General features: G+C 52.2%; 15 protein-coding genes. 4 read left to right on the top strand and 11 right to left on the bottom strand.

Annotated features, from left to right (window positions below; translation table 11 throughout):
- The 11 genes from TY09_RS18150 to TY09_RS08365 all read right to left on the bottom strand — a co-directional run.
- Nucleotides 1-561 (bottom strand): IS30 family transposase (locus TY09_RS18150; protein WP_042433044.1); only part of this gene is annotated, 561 nt, incomplete at its 3' end.
- Nucleotides 562-1,063: 502 nt separating this feature from the next.
- Complete coding sequence (locus tag TY09_RS08415; protein WP_042433041.1) at nt 1,064-2,233, bottom strand: MalY/PatB family protein; 1,170 nt, start codon at nt 2,231-2,233, stop codon at nt 1,064-1,066.
- Between the two features lie 42 nt (nt 2,234-2,275).
- On the bottom strand, nt 2,276-3,415 hold the full coding sequence (locus TY09_RS08410; RefSeq protein ID WP_042433038.1) for a trans-sulfuration enzyme family protein: 1,140 nt from the start codon (nt 3,413-3,415) through the stop codon (nt 2,276-2,278).
- A gap of 118 nt (nt 3,416-3,533) precedes the next feature.
- The gene (locus TY09_RS08405; protein ID WP_009064777.1) at nt 3,534-3,980 is read right to left on the bottom strand and encodes an RrF2 family transcriptional regulator; all 447 of its coding nucleotides are present in this window, start codon (nt 3,978-3,980) and stop codon (nt 3,534-3,536) included.
- Nucleotides 3,981-4,354: 374 nt separating this feature from the next.
- Nucleotides 4,355-5,437, bottom strand: a complete 1,083-nt coding sequence (locus TY09_RS08400; RefSeq protein ID WP_042433035.1) for a tetratricopeptide repeat-containing glycosyltransferase — start codon at nt 5,435-5,437, stop codon at nt 4,355-4,357.
- 230 nt (nt 5,438-5,667) lie between these two features.
- On the bottom strand, nt 5,668-6,867 hold the full coding sequence (locus tag TY09_RS08395) for a sodium/glutamate symporter (RefSeq protein ID WP_242841462.1): 1,200 nt from the start codon (nt 6,865-6,867) through the stop codon (nt 5,668-5,670).
- Between the two features lie 1,175 nt (nt 6,868-8,042).
- On the bottom strand, nt 8,043-8,510 hold the full coding sequence (locus tag TY09_RS18985; RefSeq protein WP_042433032.1) for an exosporium glycoprotein BclB-related protein: 468 nt from the start codon (nt 8,508-8,510) through the stop codon (nt 8,043-8,045).
- A 392-nt stretch (nt 8,511-8,902) separates the two neighbouring features.
- Nucleotides 8,903-10,543 (bottom strand): recombinase family protein, encoded by a 1,641-nt coding sequence (locus TY09_RS08380; RefSeq protein WP_042433026.1) that lies wholly within the window; start codon nt 10,541-10,543, stop codon nt 8,903-8,905.
- Nucleotides 10,544-10,620: 77 nt separating this feature from the next.
- On the bottom strand, nt 10,621-10,881 hold the full coding sequence (locus TY09_RS08375; RefSeq protein WP_042433057.1) for a DUF6870 family protein: 261 nt from the start codon (nt 10,879-10,881) through the stop codon (nt 10,621-10,623).
- Between the two features lie 243 nt (nt 10,882-11,124).
- Nucleotides 11,125-12,672, bottom strand: a complete 1,548-nt coding sequence (locus TY09_RS08370; RefSeq protein ID WP_042433023.1) for a response regulator — start codon at nt 12,670-12,672, stop codon at nt 11,125-11,127.
- The gene (locus TY09_RS08365; protein ID WP_042433020.1) at nt 12,665-14,455 is read right to left on the bottom strand and encodes a cache domain-containing sensor histidine kinase; all 1,791 of its coding nucleotides are present in this window, start codon (nt 14,453-14,455) and stop codon (nt 12,665-12,667) included. The genes TY09_RS08370 and TY09_RS08365 overlap by 8 nt, the downstream gene beginning before the upstream one ends.
- Before the next feature lie 436 nt (nt 14,456-14,891).
- Here TY09_RS08365 and TY09_RS08360 point away from each other — a divergent pair, with 436 nt between their 5' ends.
- The 4 genes from TY09_RS08360 (at nt 14,892) to TY09_RS08345 (ending at nt 19,049) form a co-directional block, all read left to right on the top strand.
- A complete protein-coding gene (locus TY09_RS08360) occupies nt 14,892-15,788 on the top strand; it encodes a sugar phosphate isomerase/epimerase family protein (RefSeq protein ID WP_052335574.1) in 897 nt (298 codons plus the stop codon).
- A 43-nt stretch (nt 15,789-15,831) separates the two neighbouring features.
- Nucleotides 15,832-17,115 (top strand): ABC transporter substrate-binding protein, encoded by a 1,284-nt coding sequence (locus TY09_RS08355; RefSeq protein ID WP_009065362.1) that lies wholly within the window; start codon nt 15,832-15,834, stop codon nt 17,113-17,115.
- A gap of 206 nt (nt 17,116-17,321) precedes the next feature.
- Entirely contained in the window at nt 17,322-18,221 is a 900-nt protein-coding gene (locus TY09_RS08350) for a carbohydrate ABC transporter permease (RefSeq protein WP_035317157.1), read from the top strand.
- 3 nt (nt 18,222-18,224) lie between these two features.
- Nucleotides 18,225-19,049, top strand: a complete 825-nt coding sequence (locus TY09_RS08345) for a carbohydrate ABC transporter permease (protein WP_042433018.1) — start codon at nt 18,225-18,227, stop codon at nt 19,047-19,049.
- Nucleotides 19,050-19,051: the final 2 nt, after the last annotated feature.

Raw genomic sequence — 19,051 nt, 5'->3', positions numbered from 1 at the left:
CCCGGCTTGGCTCTCTTTGCTGCTGGAGATAATCGTATCCAGCTCCCAATCCCCGATCCGTTCCCTGCGCCAAATCTCTCGGCCACGCTGTTTCAAGGTTTGGATTCCAAGAAGCTTTCCGCGGCGTTCTCCATGCTGGCGCCCTTCATGCCGTAGGTGAATGCTGGCCGACTGAGCCAAACGCTCTTTATGAAGCCATCGGTAGATCGTCGTGTGAGAGATACGCATGAGCGGTTCAGCGGGATAATCCTGCCGAACCCGGTTTGAAACCTGCTCGGGCGACCAAGTTAACAACAGCTTTTCCTGCACATATTCGCACAATCTGACCTTCTGGTATTTTCCCTTTCGCTCCTGCCGCTTGCGACGTTGATACTTTCTGTTTGCATTAACCGGCCGATAGACCAGTCTATCTCTGTCATGAGAAATGTTCCGTTTCAATTCACGGCTGACTGTGCTGGGGCTTCGTTTTAATGCCGTGGCTATTTGCCGGATATTTTTCTTTTCCCGCCACAGGAGGGATAGCTTTTTTCGCTCGTTCAGTGTAAGATGGTGGTAGCTCATAAGGGGCGCCGCCTTTCCAGTAGTGATCTTATCAATTCCTACTGTACCACAACGGCCTCTCTTATGGGCCCTTTTTACTCTGTTGCACTTCTTATTTTAATCCGCCTCGCAAAGAAAGTAAGTGCCCGCCCCGGCACGAGGGGCAAGCTTGCGCAAGCGGAATCCCACGCGGGGACACCCGCAGGCAAACTGCGCTTTCACGCACATTATCACGCACATTATAAAGAACCCTACAGAAAAAGAAACCCAGTCTACCTACTTTACTAAAAAACAAGCAACTCCCCCGCCTCGGCATAAGGGCATTCCCTGCGCCAGCAGATAGACCGCATCTGTCCGATATTGCAAAAAATTCGCTAAGATGTCCCATTCTTTCTCAAACGAAAAACATCTGTCAGATAGAAAAAGCATCCCAATAAGAAAATCCGCCCTTGAACCGCCAACCAAATAAAAAAACGACCTGCGCTCCAAAGAACGCAGGCCATCTCTAAGTAATAAATAAAATTTATAGTTCAGCTACCGCATGCGCGAGCTGCTCCAGCGCCTGCCGAAGCACCGCGCGCGGGCAGGCGATATTGATGCGCTGGAAGCCCTTGCCCTCTTCCCCGAACATGGAGCCGGAGTCGAGCCACAAGCCTGCCTTTTCAATGACCAGGCGATTCAGGGCGTCGTCATCCAGCCCCAAGGCCGAACAGTCCAGCCAGATCAGGTATGTTCCCTGCGGTTCCACCAGACGAATCGACGGAATATGCTCGCGCAGGTATTCGCGCACAAAACCCAGATTGCCGACAAGGTACTCTTTCAGGTCGTCCAGCCACTGAGCGCCGCCTTCATACGCGGCCCGGCAGGCAATCAGGCCCATCACGTTGGCCTGGCTGTATCCGGCGCGATCCAGCTCCGCGCGGAAAGCACGGCGAAGGCTTTGATTGGGGATCAGAATATTCGAAATCTGCAAGCCCGCCAAATTAAACGTTTTGGTCGGCGCGGTGCAGGTGATCGTGATCTGCTCGAACTGCGGCCGCAGGGACGCAAACACCAGATGCCGGTGCCCGGGATACGCGAAATCCGCGTGGATTTCATCGGAAACCACGGTCACGCCGTGCTGCAGGCAAATTTCGCCCATCCGCACCAGCTCCTGCTCCGTCCATACACGTCCCACCGGGTTGTGGGGATTGCACAGCAGAAACAGCTTGATCTTCTCGCTCTCGATCTTTCTCTCAAAATCCTCAAAGTCGATAGAATAGCCGCCAGCCTGATAGACCAGCGAATTGCGAACCAGCCGCCGGTCGTTGGCGAGAATGGACTCCGTAAAAGGATAGTAAACCGGGGTCTGGATCAGCACGGCGTCGCCGGGCTGGGTCAGCGAGCGGATGGCCGCGCACAGCGCGAACACAACGCCCGGTGTTTTAATGAGCCATCCGTTTTCCACATTCCAGCCGTGACGTGTGGAAAACCAGTTTTGCAGCGCCTGAAAATAGCGCTCGTCCGGCTCCGAGTATCCGTAGATTCCGTGCCGGCAGCGCTCTTCCAGCGCCTCGTTCACGCACTCCGGCGCCGGAAAATCCATATCGGCCACCCAAAGCGGCAGCAGCCCCTCGGGCTTTCCACAGCGGGCGGCACAATCGTATTTCAGTGAATTGGTGTTTTTGCGGTCATATATGGTATCAAAAGACATAGGGTTCCTCCTGTCCGGTGAATCAGCATAACAAATCGGGCATCAGTCCTGCCCAAGGGCATAGTCCAGGTCGGCGATCAGGTCGTCGGCGTCCTCGATCCCGGCAGAAAGGCGCAGGAGCTTGTCCGTGATGCCTTTGGCCTCGCGCTCCTCTGCGGGGATTTCCGCGTGCGTTTGCAGCATCGGGTAGGTGATCAGCGTTTCCACGCCGCCAAGGCTTTCCGCAAAGTGAATCAGACTCACCCGGTTCAGGATGCGCTCGGCGGTTTCGCGGCTGTCCACCTCAAACGAGATCATCGAGCCGAAACCGCTGGCCTGCTGTTTGGACAGCGCGTAATGCGGATGATCGGTCAGACCGGTATAAAACACCTGACGCACCTTGCTCTGCTTGGTGAGCCATACGGCGATTTTTCCGGCATTCTGCTCCTGACGATCCATGCGCAGGGGCAGCGTTTTGATCCCGCGGATCAAAAGCCAGCTGTCGAACGGGGAAAGGCACGCCCCGGTATTTTTATAAACAAAGCGCAGCCGCTCGCAGATTTGCGGGTCGTTTGCGATCGCAAAGCCGGCCAGAACGTCGTTGTGCCCGCCAAGGTATTTGGTGCCGCTGTGCACCACAATATCCGCTCCCAGAGTCAGGGGGCGCTGCAGGTACGGGGTCAAAAAGGTGTTGTCCACAATGAGCCAAAGCCCATGAGCGTGCGCAAGCTCCGCCGTTTTTCTCAGGTCGGTCACCTGCATCATGGGATTGGTGGGGGTCTCTACAAAGAGGGCCTTCGTTTCCGGCCGGATGGCAGCCTCGATCTGCTCAAGATACGAGGTGTTCACCGACGTGAACGAAAGACCGTTCTTCGCATTGATATGGTGAAACAGGCGGTGCGAGCCGCCGTACAGATCATCGGAACAAATAATGTGGTCACCGGGGGAAAACAGCTCCATGACCGCGGAAATCGCCGCCATGCCGGAAGAGAACGCCAGCGCCTCTTTGCCCTGCTCGAGCCGGGCCATAGTCTCCTCCAGGTACTCTCTAGTCGGGTTCTGCACCCGTGAATAATCATACCCGGTACTCTGCCCCACGCCGGGGTGAGCAAAGGTAGCGGTTTGAAAAATCGGCACGGAAACCGAACCGGTTTTATCATAGGAATGAGAAGAACCGTGTACACAAATCGTATTGAATTCCATAAAAATGCTCCTGCTTGTAAGAACAGGCCCTGCCCTGGGGCAGAGCCGCGGTGTGTCAGCCGGGAAGCCATCCCGGCTTTTGATGACCCGGCCAAAGCGGCCGGGGGGTGATCAAACCTTAAATATAGAACATAAAGGTGTTTTCCTCACGGTGGCGCTCGGCTTCTGTGGCCAGGTCCGCCAGCGTGACAGCGGAAAGGGCGTCGGCGACGGCCTTGTCCAGCTTTTCAAACGCGCTCAGGCGCATAGCTTTTTCAATGTCCGGGGCTTTCTCCACCACGGTATCCTCCGCCGGCTCAAACAGCGAAAGCTCCACAGCGGACAGTACCTGATACACTGTGATCTGCCGCGGCATTCGCGACAGCTGGTACCCGCCCTGTGCTCCTTTGATGGAGTTGACGAGCCCGCCCCTTTTCAAAAGAGAAAAAACCTGCTCCAGATAAATTTTAGAGATTCCCAGCTTTTCCGAAATGCTGATAACGGTAATATATTCTCCGCTCGCATAGGATTCAGACATGCTGACCATTGCGGCAAGAGCATAACGGCCCTTGGCAGAAATCCTCATGAAGCAAAACCTCATTTCATACTTATACTATATGATTTAATGATATTAAAAAACAATCAAAATGTCAATACCTGCAATCAAAAGAAAAATACTTGCCGAAAAACATGCAGCCGGCGGAAAATCGTGCAAGGCAAAAAGGCAGGCGCAGCAAAGGAAGCACATCCTTTACTATCATTATGGACTGATTTTGCAAGACCAACACAGAAAGTAAAATAAACCTTCCAGCCTATTGTCCCTCGATACTATTGAAAATCATTTTGCAGCCGTACAATTCCCGACGATATCAAAAAGAAAAGTCTTTCCGCACAGAGATACTCCGGCGGAAAGACTTTGGAGGAACATTGGGGAAATTGGTCGGAAAGATACTCGGACGATCAATCCGGGGGAGCTTTCTCCATGGCGGTTAAGATTAATTGCAGATTTTTCTTCAGGCGCTCGTTGTCGGGGTTCAGCTCCACCGCACGGCGCGCATGCTCCAGGGCTTCATCCATAAGCTTCAGATTCCAGCAGGCGATCGAGCACAAATCCTCCGGAGTGTGATCCCAGGCATAGCCCATATTGGCAAAATTCTTTGATTTCTCCAGAATGGAAAGCGCCTGCCGGGTTAAACAGTACACCAGGGGCCAGTTTTTCTGCTGGTAGGCCAGCTGTGCAAATTCCACGTAAGGGTCGCGCATTTGGGGTGCTTCAGCGATCGCGCGCAGATACCATCGCGCGGCCTCCCGCGGTTTCCCCAGCATGTTCCAGGAGTAGGCGCTCCAGCGCATTGCCGCACTGCGTTCTTCTTCCCATCGGGAGAGGGCGAGATACCTCTTCATTGTGTCAATGCAGCTTTGCCACTGTTTCTTGTACAAATATTCGCGGCCAAGATAATACAGCATGCGGGTGTCCGTGGGATTTTCCTCTACGGCGGTTTCCAGCAGAGGCAGATAAGAGCCCCGGGATTTAATAGGATCGGGATAGTGATCGAGTACCATGTTTTCCACAAAAACGATGTGCTCCGGCATGGGGCCGGTATAGACCAAATACTCATGAACCGGGTAATTCCAGAAGAACTCTTGCCGGGAATGGATCTTCGTGTAATACAGCTGAAGATCCGGGGAGCCGTCTGCATGGTGGCTCCAGTTATACAGGTATTTGGCGCGGGTCGTATCCGGCCGCCAGGACTGCTCCAAAGCGGCGCGCCATCCGGGAGAAAGCACCTCATCAAGATCGGTGCAAACGCAGATATCTGCGTTTTCGGGAACGTGAAACAGCGAGAGATTGCGCGCGCGATCGAACCGCCAGGGCCGGACAACCTCCTCATACACCACGGCCCCTTTATCACGCAGACGCTGTACGGTGCCGTCGGTGGATCCGGTGTCGGTTACAATAATTTGATCCGCCTCCCGCATAGAATCCATCCACCGGTCTACAAACTGTTCCTCATTTTTACAAATGGCATATACGCAGACCAAGTAAGACGTTAGGCAACTCCCCCTTTGCTGTGGTGTTGAACGCGCGATCTGGTATCATCGTATGAGATCTCGTTTGTCCATTATTCCTGCCGGCCGCACCTTCCGGAACAAAAGAAAAAACAAGAGGCAGACCCGCTCAGGGCCTGTCTCTTGTTCACCAAATTTCTATTGTGCCTGGCAGGATTCAGGAACGAATTCGATACCAAACAAGGAAAGTGCTTGTAAGCAGTTTACAGACCTGCCACAAACGGGGCCACAATCGTGCAGAAGATCGGGTTGACAATGTCAAGCACGATCAGCGCAAAGGGGGTAAACACAACCCAGGCCACATTCGCGGGGCCGTATTCAGAAATAACGGCGCGCATGTTCGCCATGGCGTTCGGGCCGGAACCCAGGCCGATACCAACATGGGCGGCGGCCATAACGGCGGCGTTGTAGTCTCTGCCGCACACCATATAGGTGACAAGCCATACCCACAGGAACATCAGGATGATCTGGCTGGCCAGAACCACAACGAACGCACCGGCCACATCAGCGAGCTTTGTCACATCGATGGTCATCATGGTCATCGCGATAAACAGATCGAGGGTAATGGAGTTAATAACGTCTACCTCTGCCTCGTTTACCTCATAGCTGGTGTGGTCGAGAATATTGCGGATGATCACGCCGCCCAGCATGCAGCCGACGAAATAGGGAAACTCGATGGAAGGAACATTCCCCAGCGCAATTGCAATATAAGAGCCAAGGCCGGCGGAAATGACAACCAGGCAGACGCTGCCCATCAGACTCTTGGTATCCAGCGGAGTCACTTCGGTATCACTCTGCTTGCTGGCGTCCACTTCGTTCTTGTTTGCGCTGAGCTTGTAGCGCTTGATCAGGAAACGGGAAGCAGGGCCGCCAATCAGGCTGGCGAAGATCATGCCGAAGGTAGCGCCCATAACACTGATGACGGTCGCGTTGGCGGCGCCCAGCTCCTCATACAGAGGGGCGATCGCACCGGCAGTGCCTACGCCGCCCATCAGAGACAGCGAACCCAGGCCAAGGCCAAGCAGAGGGTGCAGGCCCAGCGGCTTTGTCAAAAGAACACCCAGTGCGTCCTGAGCCAGAATGGACCCAATCGTCGTAATGGTAATACCAATCAGCAGCTTACCGCCCGCGTTTTTAATCAGCTTGGCAGAAGCGGTCAGACCGACGGCGGTGAAGAAGATGTCCATAAAGAACTCTTTGAGCACCTTTACATCAAAGTTTACAGTCAAAATTCCGCCATTCTTCAGTAAGGACAACACGATGCTGACGATCAGTCCGCATACGATAACGCCCGGAATACAATAGGTCTGCAAAAACTTGACGCGCTTGACGAGTCCCCGGCCGAGCAAAACCACCAGGGCTGCAATCGCGCAGCTTTGCATTACGTCAAAAGATACTTCCACAAAATCTCTCTCCCTTATACTTATGTAATAGCTGTATTCTCTAAAAACAGAAAAGCACAAAAAGACGCCGCCGCATCTGTATTCCGCCGCAAGTGCCGGGAAAAGCCGGCCCCGCCTTTCCCGGCACTTGCACATCCGCCAACCGGCGAAAGGATAATTTGCAGTTCTGTTTATCAGAGAGAAAACAAAGAACTCAGCCGATCCTTCCAGACTGTGTTCTCTGTTTTTGAAAATGAAAGCCGCGAAAAGCGGAAGGGATTGCCCGCACTGCCAGCCAGTGCAGAAATGAAAACCAGGGAGTATCAAAAACACAAAAGTCTTATCAAGCTTGTCCAAAAGAAACCGAAATTGATTTGCTAAAATTGCTCCCGATTTTCTTCTACAAGGTTCTTTTGGATCAATTTCACGCTAATGATAACACCGGGTTATTTTTCTGTCAACCAAAGTATGTGCGTTTTTACCAATGAACTTCAAAATAATCCCTTCCATCAAGACTAAATATACAAATGATGTTCTATTCACATAATAAAGGAATCAAAACAAAATTATTGCCTTAATAAATTTTGATAACAGAAATATAGTTTATGGTATTTGCATAAAATAAATTCATTATTCTTCCGTTTGTGAAATTTCCAGCTGATCGACTCTCTAAAGAAATTTTACGGCAAAAAATAACGTAAAAAATCATTTTTAATCAGAGCTAATAAAAAGGCCTGGATGAAAAAAAGTATATTGTGGAATATACAAAACCCCAGAAGAAAGATCTGATAAAAAGCCTGATTTTTTAAGGAGGATGTACAAAACTGCTCACTAAAACTTTAAATAACAGGTTTTGCAAATTTTATAACCTGCATTTCGCGTTAAGGTGCTACCAATATAAATTGATCTGTGTAATATTTTGTAGAAACTGCTTCTCTAAATTCTTCTAAAACAAGGAATCTAAAAAATAATCAAACTGCACAGAAAAAAGACCCTGTCGCGGCGGAAGGTACCGTCCCGGCAGGGTCTTTGGCTGCTGCTGCTGAAAAAGATTGTGTGATCAGCCTGATCGGCTTCCAAATTCTCTGTTACGGAAAAGAAAATTCGTCCGGCCGCAGAGAGTCGGATTGGCGGAGGAATTCCTAAAGGAAAGGAGGCCCGGAAAAATCCGAGCCTCCAGAGAAAAGGTCTGCGTGTTATTCGATTGTAAGCCCAGCACTGGCAAAGCCTGTGATGGCCGTGGCGATGTCGATACCTGCAGTTACCGCTGCCGAGAAGACCAGCATGAGGCGGGTGCCAGCTACAACCGGTATTGCAAGACCAGTTGCTAAGCCGCTGCTGTTCGTACCGATGGCAACCACTCCAGTAAGCGGGGGAGCCAATGTGACAAGCGCACCCGCTACCGGTGCGAAGGTGTTGCTCGCGGCGGGAGCAGAGTACAACTGCGCTGTGAGCGTAACAGTGGAACCAACCAGAGTCGCCGCTACAGAAAGGCTGAATTGAGCCGCGATGGCCGTTACTGTGCCGTCACGCGGGGCGGAGAAGGCCATGTTGGTGACACCGGTGGTATCAATTGTACCGCCAACCACACTCAAGCCCGTGGCTGAGTTACCGAACCCAACGGCAGTGGTCGTACCTGCCAATCCACCCAGAACTGTAGTCAATACTGCGGGAATACCCGAAGCAAAGGGAATAACCGCACCAGCGCCTGTCGGGCCAGTGGGTCCGGTAGGTCCAGTGGGACCAGTCGGTCCGGTAGGACCGGTGGGGCCGATATCGCCTACTGCGCCCGCAGGGCCTGTGGGGCCGGTAGGACCTTCAGGTCCGATCGCGCCCGCTGCACCTGTTGCGCCGGTAGGTCCGGTGGGACCGGTAGCGCCCGTGGCTCCTGTTGCGCCCGCGGGGCCCGCAGGGCCGGTAGGACCTGTAGGTCCGGTAGCGCCTGTTGCGCCCGTGGCACCGGTGGCCGCCTGTATTTTATGACAACCCCAGGCAAATCAAAACGAGAATCCATCAAACCGTGTACTTCTCCGCTGCTGTAGTTCTTTACAACGATTTATTCTTCTCCGCGGTTTTCAATCAGCTCCGCTATGCGCTTGTATGGGTCTGCAAAATTAAATTCGATTGTGATGCCGCCGCCCTCATGAATATGAATCGCTTTGATCAGCCCGGCGACAATACCACGATCAAGGTGGCCCAGGTTGTTGTGCCTGCGGAAAGCATCAAAGCAGGGCTCGGCGGCATCCTGCGCCATACCCTGATTTTCTTTCTCCAGGCCGGCTATATCCCGCCTGAGCTGCTGTTCCTTATCCTCGAACTCTTTTTTCATGCGGCGGTATTCTTCGCGGGTAATATCGCCGTTTTTCCAATCTATATAAAGCCCTGTTCTGATGCCCGAAATCTTTTCAAGCTCCTGCTTTTGCAGCCTGAGAGAAGCAGCCAGTCGATTGGAAACGTCACGCGGAGCCGGGGCATTGTTGATGTCGTCGATCAGCTGCGCCATATCGTTGATCAGCGCGACTTGTTTTTGAATGGTTTTTAAAACGGCCCTTTCCAAGACATCGTTCCGGATGGAATGCCGGGTACACTGCCCCTGCGTGAGATTCGTTTTGCAGGCGTAGTACACCAGATGCTTCGAGGTTCTGCGCCCCATTGCTTTGCCGCAGTCGGCACAGCGCAGAAACCCGGAAAAGGTGTACAGCCGCCCGGCACCCGGGGCGGTTCTCGTGTCTTTTTGCATCAGCATCTGCGCCTGATCAAAGGTTTCCTCGTCTATGATCGGCTCATGCGTGTCCTCCACAATAAACCATTCATTTTCGGGTATGTTGATGCGTGTATGTACCTTATAGCTTTTTACCTTCTGCTTGCCCTGCACCATATGCCCCAAGTACATTTGGTTGGTAAGGATCGCGGTAATGCTGCGGGCAGACCACAACGGCTCCTTGTTTTTAATGGCAGGGTTGTGGTATTTCATCCCGTTCTGCCGCTTATAGGCAGCGGGGCAAGGGATTCCCATGCCGATCAGCTTTTTCGCAATCCCGATTTTGCTCATGCCGTCCCGCACAAACCAGTAAAAAACATCCTTGACAATATCCGCAGCCGGAGGATCCACCAGAAGCCGATGCCTGTCATCCGGGTCTTTTCTGTAGCCATATGGCGCAAAGGCCCCGATAAATTCCCCCCTGCCGCGCTTCATGTTGAAGGTTCCCCGTACTTTGATGGAGGTTTCCCGGCAGTGATTTTCGTTGTACATGCTTTGGATCGAAACACCCATTTCATAAACTTCATCCGGGTTTTCAAAGCTATCCAATTTCGGAAGCTCCAGAGAGATAAATCGCACATCTTTCACGACAAACAGATGCTGCAGGTATCTTTTGCATTCCCAATCGTTACGGCTGAGACGCGACAGGTCTTTGACGATCACGCAGTTGACGATCCCTTGATCAATCTCTTCCAGCATGCGCTGAAAGCTTTCCCGGTCACTGTCCGTGCCTGTGCAGCCATCGTCCACATAGATGCCGGCCAGGCGCATTTCTTCGCGGAGCATGCGGTTTTCCAAATACTCCATCAATCGCTGCCGCTGGTTTTTTACGCTGTAGCTTTCGTCGTTTCCATCCTCTCTGGAGAGCCGGATATACAAAGCGGCGTTCCATAAAACACGGTCTTTAGGGGCGCCGTTTTTTCTGACGCGGGCCATGATCCCTCCCTCCTCTGTCTCACATTATCAAGCCATCGTAAAAGCGAACCCTGCCATCATTTTTTCGGCTTCTGCACTCAGGTTTTTTTCAAGCTGACGAAAAAGTGCTCCAGCTTGTTCTGCAGCGTGTCGCCGTCGGGGGCAAACCGCACGCGAATGACGGTATTCCCGCACAAAAAGCAATACGGATTTTTGACCTGCTCCAGATAGCTTTCCATTCGTGCTTCCAGCGGCATCGCGGGATCGATCTCAATCCCCTGAATATCGGCCAACTGATTCCTGTCTATTTGATCCATCTCTAACCGGCTCATTTCCTCGAGCTGTTTTACCGTCAGCATTCGCGCCACTCCCTTTTGGATATTCGTTACAGCGTATGCCGGGCCGCTTGTACGATATGTTGCCGGGAACAGCAAAAAAAGAAGGAGCGCATTCGCCGGATGCAACTGAACTCCGCAAGTGCAGCTGACCCCAGAAGCAGCGCCGCGGCAGCCCGAAAAAGGCTCCCGGCCATAGGAGAAATCCTATGGCCGGGAGCCTTTTTCGCAATGTTTGTTAAATCTGGTTGTCTGCCGCAGAGCATGTTATCTGCTTAGATTATTTCGAAAATCGTTCGGGTTATAGCCGGTAAATTTTTTAAAGGTCTTATAAAAGTAGTTGGTATTGTTATAGCCTACCATTTCAGCCACCTCGTAGATTTTGAACGAACCGGTCTGGAACAGCCGCTGGGCCTCCTCCACCCGCAGGGAATTCAGGTAATGCACATAGCTGAAGCCGGTTTCTTTTTTAAAGATGCAGCTGAAATAATTCTTGCTCATATTGACGTATCTAGCGACATCCTCCAGATAAAGCTGCTTTCGGAAATTTTCCTGAATATAGACCTTTGCTTTTACAATATCGTCGCGGTTGCCGCTCTTTTTGAGCTGGCTCACCCGCTGCGCATAGCAGTCCAGAAACCGCTCGTAACCCTCGCGAAGCGCAAAGATGCTGCGATATTTCAGAATCTGCTCAAAAAAGTGCTCGTACTCTTCGGAAAGGTCCGGGAGCATCAGGTCAAATGTGCGCAGATACTTTGCGAAAAGCCCCGTGATCTCGATCATATTCCCCAGTAGAACACTGGGGTGCAGCGTCTTTTTTTCCAGGTTCTCATCGATGATCTCCAGCACCATCCTTTTTACCTCATCGAAATTCCCAAGCTCTATCTGCTGATAAATACTTTTTTCCAGCGAGCTGCTGATCAGGGAATTCATGACGTATCGAGGTTCCTTCGTAAAAAAGAAAACGCTCTGGTTCGGGGTGTAAAAGCCGTGGCGCAGAGCGGTATCCGCCTGCCGCACCGCTTCATATATTTTCGAAATTCCTGTAAAGGGCGCGCTGACGCCGATATGAAACTGGCTGCTGAGATAGGCGTGCAGCATATCAAAAATACGGTGGATCAACAATTCGATCTGGGCTTCGGGTTGCCCGGGAATGATGAACAGCACCTTGCAGGCGTCCAGTATGCAGTAATACCACGGCTGTTCCGGCCCAAGCGTCTGCAAAGCGACCTCACGCAGAATATTGGAGTAGGTCTCTGACCGTTCACATGGCCGCCGCATCTCGATCATCAAAAGATCATTTTCGTTTTGCTCCGTCTGCGCGAGGACTTCCTGCACCTCCGCAGGAAGAGGAGAGGCTTCCGGAAGATAGTTCAGGAACCGATAAAGATAATCGTTGATCACTTTTTTATCCTGGCGGAAGGTATCTGCGGAATGTTCTCCCAGATTCTCTTTGATCTGTTTTAATTGACGGGTCAGCTCGTCAACGTCCAGAGAAAGCTTGAGGATATAATCAAAAGCGCCCAGCTTCAAGGCCTGTTTGACATATTCAAACTCATTGTGGCAGCTCAGCACAAGCGTTTGAACGGCATACTTGCGCTCCTTAAGGATTTCCAGCAGGCGGATTCCATCCATGACGGGCATTCCGATGTCCAGCAGCAAAATGTCCGGCTCATAGGCTTCGATCAGCGCGAGCGCCTCTTTTCCGTTGGAGGCCTCCCCTACAAGCGCCAGATCCAGCTCCTTCCAGGGAATTGAGGAAGCCAGCCCGATCCGCACCAACGGTTCGTCATCAGCGATCAATACCTTATACATCTGAATTCGCCTCCTCTTTTTGGATATGGAATGGCAGAGTAACGGTCACAAGAGTTCCTCCGTCCGTGTTTGGGGTGATCTGGATGCCGAACTGCTCGCCGTAATACAGGCGGATGCGCTGGTTGGTGTTGTTGACGCCAAGCTTGTTCATCGGCAGCTTCCGGCTTAAAATACCGTCCAGCTCCATTTCCTGCACGCCTACCCCGTTGTCGGATACCTCAATGACAAGGTTACCGTCGCGCCGCGCCGCGGTGATGATGATTTCCCCGTTCTCCGCCTTGTTTTGGAACCCGTGTATGATGCTGTTTTCCACCAGCGGCTGCAGCAGAAGCTTTAAGATTCTGCACTCCATCACCTCCGGTGCGACGTCGAAATGCAGCTTGAATTTGCCCGGCTGGCTCAGTAGCATGATGTGCGCATAGCTCTCCAGATAAGACAGCTCTTCCCGCAGCGTGATTTCGTCTTGGGTGTTCCGAATGCTGGCCTCCAGCAAATGCCCCAGCTTCGAAATGCTGTCCGCCACGACGCGGTCGTGGTTGATCAGGGCCATCCACTTGATGTTGTTCAGGGTGTTGAACAAAAAGTGCGGGTTGATCTGGGAATACAGAACCAGATACCGCATTGCCTCTTTTTCTTTCTCCTGCTCCGCCAGACGAAGCTGCTTTTGCTGATTTTCCTCGATCAGGCGGCCGACGTTATCCAGCATGGTATTGAAGTGTTCGGTCAAAACGCCAAGCTCATCCTTCGATGTGACGGGGGCCCGCCGGGAGAGGTCTCCCTTTTGCACCCGATGGATCAATGTCATGAGCGCGGAAAGCGGACGCAGAAAGCGATAGAACAGGGCGATCACGATAACCGAGAAGGGAACCAGGAAAAGGATGTGCAGCGAAATGGTCTTGGTGCGTAGCTGATCGATTTCGGAAAACACATACCGATGCGGGGAGAACACGGCGATTCTCCAGTTGAGGGGATCGATGCTCATAAAATTCACGAGATATTGATCGGAGCTGTCGTAATAAGAGAAAGAACCGCTGCGCCTGTCCAAAATCTGCTGAAAATAAGGCGCGAAGGCTTCGGAAACGAAAAATCGCCGGGAAGAAAGCACAATGCTGCCATCCGCTTCGGTAATGATGTAGCTTTCCTGACGGTCTGAAGCGAGGTTGGAAAAGATTTCGGAAAAGACCCTCTTATCGATCGCGATGGCCAGAACGCCGCAGACTTTCCCGGAGGAATCTCTGACGGCGCGTGACATGACGATCACCTCTGCATTTTCTCCTCCCATCAGCCCCAAATCCCTGTTATGTAACTGATGCCAGTTATAAAAATAGCTGCGTTCCAGGGTCTGGCCGTACCAGACGGAGGAGAGAGCCGCGTCGGCGCGATCAGGATCCCGCAGCGCTGTGGAATAAATCTCTCCGCCGACGGACACCATCAAAATTTCGCTCTCCACCGGCAGAATGTTGCTCTGCACGCTTTGAAACAAGGTGTTGATTTCAATTTGCAGGCGGGTTCTGCCCAAAGCGTCGGCGGGGGGGCTGACTAAACCCTGTGCGACCCAGTCTGTCCGCGCGATCACATTCGAGCCTGTCACAATGGAAGAAACGACTCCCTCAATGTTCAAGCAGGTCTGCTTGAGCGCCTTGGTTGTGGAGTTGATGATTTTTTCATGGATGATCGATTCCGCCGCGGCGTAAAAGACAGCGTTCAGCGCTAAATACGGGAGCACAAGAAAGACGAACAGGCAGAAAAAAAGTTTGCTTTTCAGGCTTCTGTTTGCGAACATATGCACCAATCCTTACGGTAAATCCGGCGGTGAAGCACCCCACCCTGAGCGTTTCTGCGTTTTGTATTGATTATACCACAGGCACAGAGCGGCCGTTGTGGTATATTTTATCAATTGGCGGTACAAAGGCCGCCTGCAGCTACGGTACCATACCCTCCTTTGCAGAAGAAACGGTTGCTTTTTCTGTTCCGTTTCCAATCGCTTCGTGATTTCTTTCTACCGATCATTATATGATTTCGGTGAAAAAAAGCAAGGTGAATAGAAAAAACGGAAAATAGTCACGCAAATTCGTAAAAATGTTCCTGTTTTCCCGCCGCCGAATTTTGATTCGTGTAAATAGTTGTCAATGATGCTGTAAAATTTCATTGTGTAAGTCCGCAAAAATAGATAAAATGTGGAACAAGAGAGGAAAACACACACGGGGGAGGGAATCGGAATGCGGTATGGCGTACATCTTGGATGCTGGGGGCCGGAGTACGACGCAGAGCAGCTGGCGATGCATATGGCACAGGCGGCGGAGCTCGGCGCACAAACCTTTGAAACTCGGATCCCCGACAGCATACTGGCGAGTGACGAGCGGTTTTGCGAACAGATCCGGCAGGCGCAGAAAGAAACGGGCGTGCAGGCAATTTATACTTTCCGTTTTCCAGAGGGCTATGAAATGAGCGCGCCGGAAGAGGAACCGCGCCAGCTCGCACAGGATTATCTTCGCCTCGCCATCCGCAGGATTGCCAAAGCGGGCGGAACCATGCTGGGGGGAATCGTTTACTCCCGGTGGCCGGCCGACTACCAGAGCCTTCGCATTGATCCCACAGTAAAGCGGGAACGCCTCCTTCGCAGCATCGAGAGCATCCGAAGCGTCATGCCCGCAGCGGAAAGCGAAGGAGTGACCATCAATTTAGAGGTCGTAAACCGCTTTGAGCATTATCTCATCAACACGCTGGCGGAGGGCATGGATTTCTGCCGGTGTGTGGAAAGCCCCAACTGTAAGCTTTTGGCCGACGTGTTCCACATGAACATAGAGGAGGACGACATCCCGGCGGCGATCCGCGCCGCAAAAGGAAAGATCGGGCATTTTCATGTGAGCGAGCCAAACCGGAAAATCCCGTATCATACAGCCCGCATCTGCTGGCCCGAAATCGGGAAGGCCCTGCGGGAAACCAGCTACGACGGCTCCGTCACGATCGAAAGCTTTCTGATGTTTCTGGGCGAAGCCTCTCAGAACATGAGAATCTGGAGGAACCTGGAACAGGACGTTTCCTTTTTGGGCCGTATGCAGCTGCTTCGGCAGGGACTCCATTACATCAAGGACTGTTTCGAGAATGACCTATAAAACAGGAAGCTGTTTTTATAAATAATGATCAGGAGGTATAGAAATGAAGAGAAAATGGTTGGCATTGTCCCTTTCCGCCGTGATGGCCTTATCGGCCCTGGGCGGCTGCGCACCCAATTCCTCATCGTCCGGCACACCTGCGGCTTCAGGAACATCTGGAGAGCCGGTAAATCTCACATTCTGGTACTGGGAAGATCTGGAAGGCATGCATAAAGACATATTGGAGAGCAAGTGGAAGGAATATGCTCCGGATATCAATGTCAAATTTGAATCCATTCCGCAGAGCAGCTACCACGACAAGCTGATCACTGCGATGAGCTCCAACACGGGCCCCGATGTTTTCAAGATGTATCCTTCCTGGCTGACAGAGCTGAAGGGAATGAACGCACTCGAGGACCTCACGGACGAGGTGAGCAAATGGGAAGTGCTCCCTGAGATTCCGAAAGCGGAAATGGATACCGCCTATGCAAGACAGGATCGGCTGTACAGCCTGCCGTTCTGCAACGTGGTACTCTATCTCTACTGCCGCGCCGACCACTTCAAAGAGGTCGGGCTCAATTATCCCACCAATATGCAGGAATTCTATGAGGCCTGCGAAAAGCTGACCCGCGACACCAATGGCGATGGAAAAATCGACACCTACGGCTTCAGCATGCGGGGCGCGAAAGGCGGACAGGACATGTGGGCCTCTCTGGTGCTCAACAGCCTGAAGGGCGCCGACTATGTCGATGAAAACGACGTACCGATGCTCACGAATCCCACGTTGGTAAAGGCGAACGAAATGTACCTGAACATCTTCAAAAACGGCTGGGCTCCGCCCTCCGCTCCCACGGACGGCTTTGAGCAGACCGTTCAGAACTTCAAATCCGGCGTTGCCTCGATGCTGATCCACCACGTCGGCTCCTCCACCGGTATGCTGGAAGCAGTCGGCAAGGAAAATCTGGCGGTAGTGCCCGTGCCCACCGGCGACGGCGGAAAATATGTACCGAGCATCCCGTCCAGCATCGGCGTCTACTCGAGCTCGAAGCAGAAAGAGGCTACTCTCAAGTTCGCGAAATGGCTGACCAGCCCTGAAATCCATGACATCATCTCCGATAATGTCGACATGGTTCCGTGGATGGAATCGGTTCAGAAGCTCGACAAATATCAGAGCGATCCGTTCATGAAGATTTCGATCGACAGCCTGCCGGATTCCAAAATGCTGCCGCCCGTGCCGAACATGGGGCAGTTTACCGAAAAAATCTGGCCGCAGACCATGCAGCGTGCGCTTCTGGGCGAAATCAGCAGCGAACAGATGATGCAGATCCTCAGCGACTCACTGAAATAATCCGGGCAGCGGTTGCTTGTAAGAGATGAAACCGTGTCTTTGCCCCTCCTTTGGCGAGGCAAAGACACAAACCTTATGCTTTCCGCAGCACTTTTGTGGTTTGCCCCTTTGCAAATCTGATGTTATGTGCCATGATGCGCACGGCAAGAGTGAAAGGGAAAAAGCGGAAAGCATGCGCTTTCCGCTTTTTCAGAAAAGGTGATTCTATGACAAATAGTGTACAAAACGTTCGAAAGAAACGGGATTATACGCCGTATATCATGCTGGCGCCGGCGCTTCTGCTGATCTGCTGCATCATTATTTATCCGATTTTTTATGCGGTGTTCACCAGCTTTCAGTATTACGCGATGTTCGACCTTGCAAACCGGCGGTTTGTCGGGCTGCAAAACTATATCCAGGTCTGGCACGACGATGCGTTCCTCGCGTCCCTGTCCAATACGGCGCGCTGGGTGATCGTCACCGTATCCCTGCAGTTTTTGCTCGGCCTCATCCTCGCCTTGATCCTGAACCAAAATTTCAGATTTCGGGGCTTTCTCCGCTCCATCTCTCTGATCCCGTGGGTCACCCCGGGCGTGGTAATTGCGCTGATGTGGATGTGGATGTATAACGGCAATTTCGGGGTCCTCAACGATCTGCTGATGCGCGCGGGAATCCTTGGGGATAAGGTCGCGTGGCTTTCCAACGCGCACACGGCGCTGAACGCCCAGATTCTGACGATGGTCTGGCAAGGCACGCCCTTCTTCGCGATCATGATTTTGGCTTCCCTGCAGTCCATCCCGATCGATCTGTATGAGGCCGCCGACGTCAGCGGCGCGAATATCTGGCAAAAGTTTTACTATATCACATGGCCGCACATCTTCCCGACGATTGTGATTACCAGTCTGCTTCGCATTATCTGGGTATTCAACAACGTCGAGGTGCTTTATCTGATGACACAGGGTGGACCGGGGTACAGCTCGCTGACGCTTTCCCTGAATGCTTACATAGAAGCGCAGAAATCCCTGAATTTTGGCTATGGTTCCACCATCGCGGTGTATGGAACCCTCATTATGATCCTGTTTATGACCTTCTATTTGAAATTCACCAGAAAAAATAGGGAGAGATGAGCGATGAAAAAGAGAAAAAATTTCTTCCTGTTTTACCTGCCTTTTGCGCTGCTGCTGGTGTTCATCATCTTCCCCTATGCGTGGACCTTTCTCACCTCCCTGAAAAACACCAGCGAGCTGTATACCAAAACCGTACACTACCTTCCGGAGATGCCCACTCTCAATAATTATCGCTTTTTGTTTACCAATACGGATTTTATCCCCAGCATGCTCCGCAGCACCCTGATCGCCACCGTCACCAGCTGCATCGCGATCATCGTATCGTCTATGGCGGGGTACGCCTTCTCACGGTATCGCTTTCCGGGCCGGGATATTGCGCTCAGCGGAATCCTGCTGCTGTATATGTTCCCGCAGGTGCTGTTCCTGACTCCTCTGTTCATCACCTTCCGGAACCTGCATCTGCTGGGCAGCTGGGTCAGCCTTGTGATCGCATACTGCACCTTTACGATCCCCTTCGCGATCTGGCTGATGACCGGCTTTATGGATGAAATTCCGCAGGAGATCGAGGAAGCGGCGAAAATCGACGGAGCCTCCATGCCACAGCTGTTTCTGCGGGTCATCATCCCGCTGCTCAAGCCGGGCATGGTCGCTACCGGAAGCTATATCTTTATCAATTCCTGGAACGAATATCTTTACGCGGTGATGTTTACCTCCTCCGAAACCAGAACCCTGCCGGTTTCGCTGTTCTCCTTCATTGGCGAATACGACGTGCGGTGGGACATGATCTCCGCGGGAGGAATTACGGCGGTGATCCCGGTCGTTCTGCTGTTTATGCTGGTGCAGAAGCATCTGGTGACAGGCATGACGGCGGGCTCCGTCAAGGGTTAAAG

Origin of the sequence: Faecalispora jeddahensis, assembly GCF_000577335.1 — a bacterium.
GTDB classification, from domain to species: Bacteria; Bacillota; Clostridia; order Oscillospirales; family Acutalibacteraceae; genus Faecalispora; species Faecalispora jeddahensis.
The sequence above is the reverse complement of the archived record's forward strand: the minus strand, read 5'-3'. Positions and strand labels throughout refer to the sequence as shown.

Excerpts from the sequence above, each read along its gene's own strand:
- TY09_RS08375 (WP_042433057.1), bottom strand. The coding sequence starts at position 10,881 with ATGCTGACGGTAAAACAGCTCGAGGAAATGAGCCGGTTAGAGATGGAT.
- TY09_RS08380 (WP_042433026.1), bottom strand. The coding sequence starts at position 10,543 with ATGGCCCGCGTCAGAAAAAACGGCGCCCCTAAAGACCGTGTTTTATGG.
- TY09_RS08405 (WP_009064777.1), bottom strand. The coding sequence starts at position 3,980 with ATGAGGATTTCTGCCAAGGGCCGTTATGCTCTTGCCGCAATGGTCAGC.
- TY09_RS08365 (WP_042433020.1), bottom strand. The coding sequence starts at position 14,455 with ATGTTCGCAAACAGAAGCCTGAAAAGCAAACTTTTTTTCTGCCTGTTC.
- TY09_RS08345 (WP_042433018.1), top strand. The coding sequence starts at position 18,225 with ATGAAAAAGAGAAAAAATTTCTTCCTGTTTTACCTGCCTTTTGCGCTG.
- TY09_RS08350 (WP_035317157.1), top strand. The coding sequence starts at position 17,322 with ATGACAAATAGTGTACAAAACGTTCGAAAGAAACGGGATTATACGCCG.
- TY09_RS08410 (WP_042433038.1), bottom strand. The coding sequence starts at position 3,415 with ATGGAATTCAATACGATTTGTGTACACGGTTCTTCTCATTCCTATGAT.
- TY09_RS08370 (WP_042433023.1), bottom strand. The coding sequence starts at position 12,672 with ATGTATAAGGTATTGATCGCTGATGACGAACCGTTGGTGCGGATCGGG.
- TY09_RS08355 (WP_009065362.1), top strand. The coding sequence starts at position 15,832 with ATGAAGAGAAAATGGTTGGCATTGTCCCTTTCCGCCGTGATGGCCTTA.
- TY09_RS08415 (WP_042433041.1), bottom strand. The coding sequence starts at position 2,233 with ATGTCTTTTGATACCATATATGACCGCAAAAACACCAATTCACTGAAA.
- TY09_RS08360 (WP_052335574.1), top strand. The coding sequence starts at position 14,892 with ATGCGGTATGGCGTACATCTTGGATGCTGGGGGCCGGAGTACGACGCA.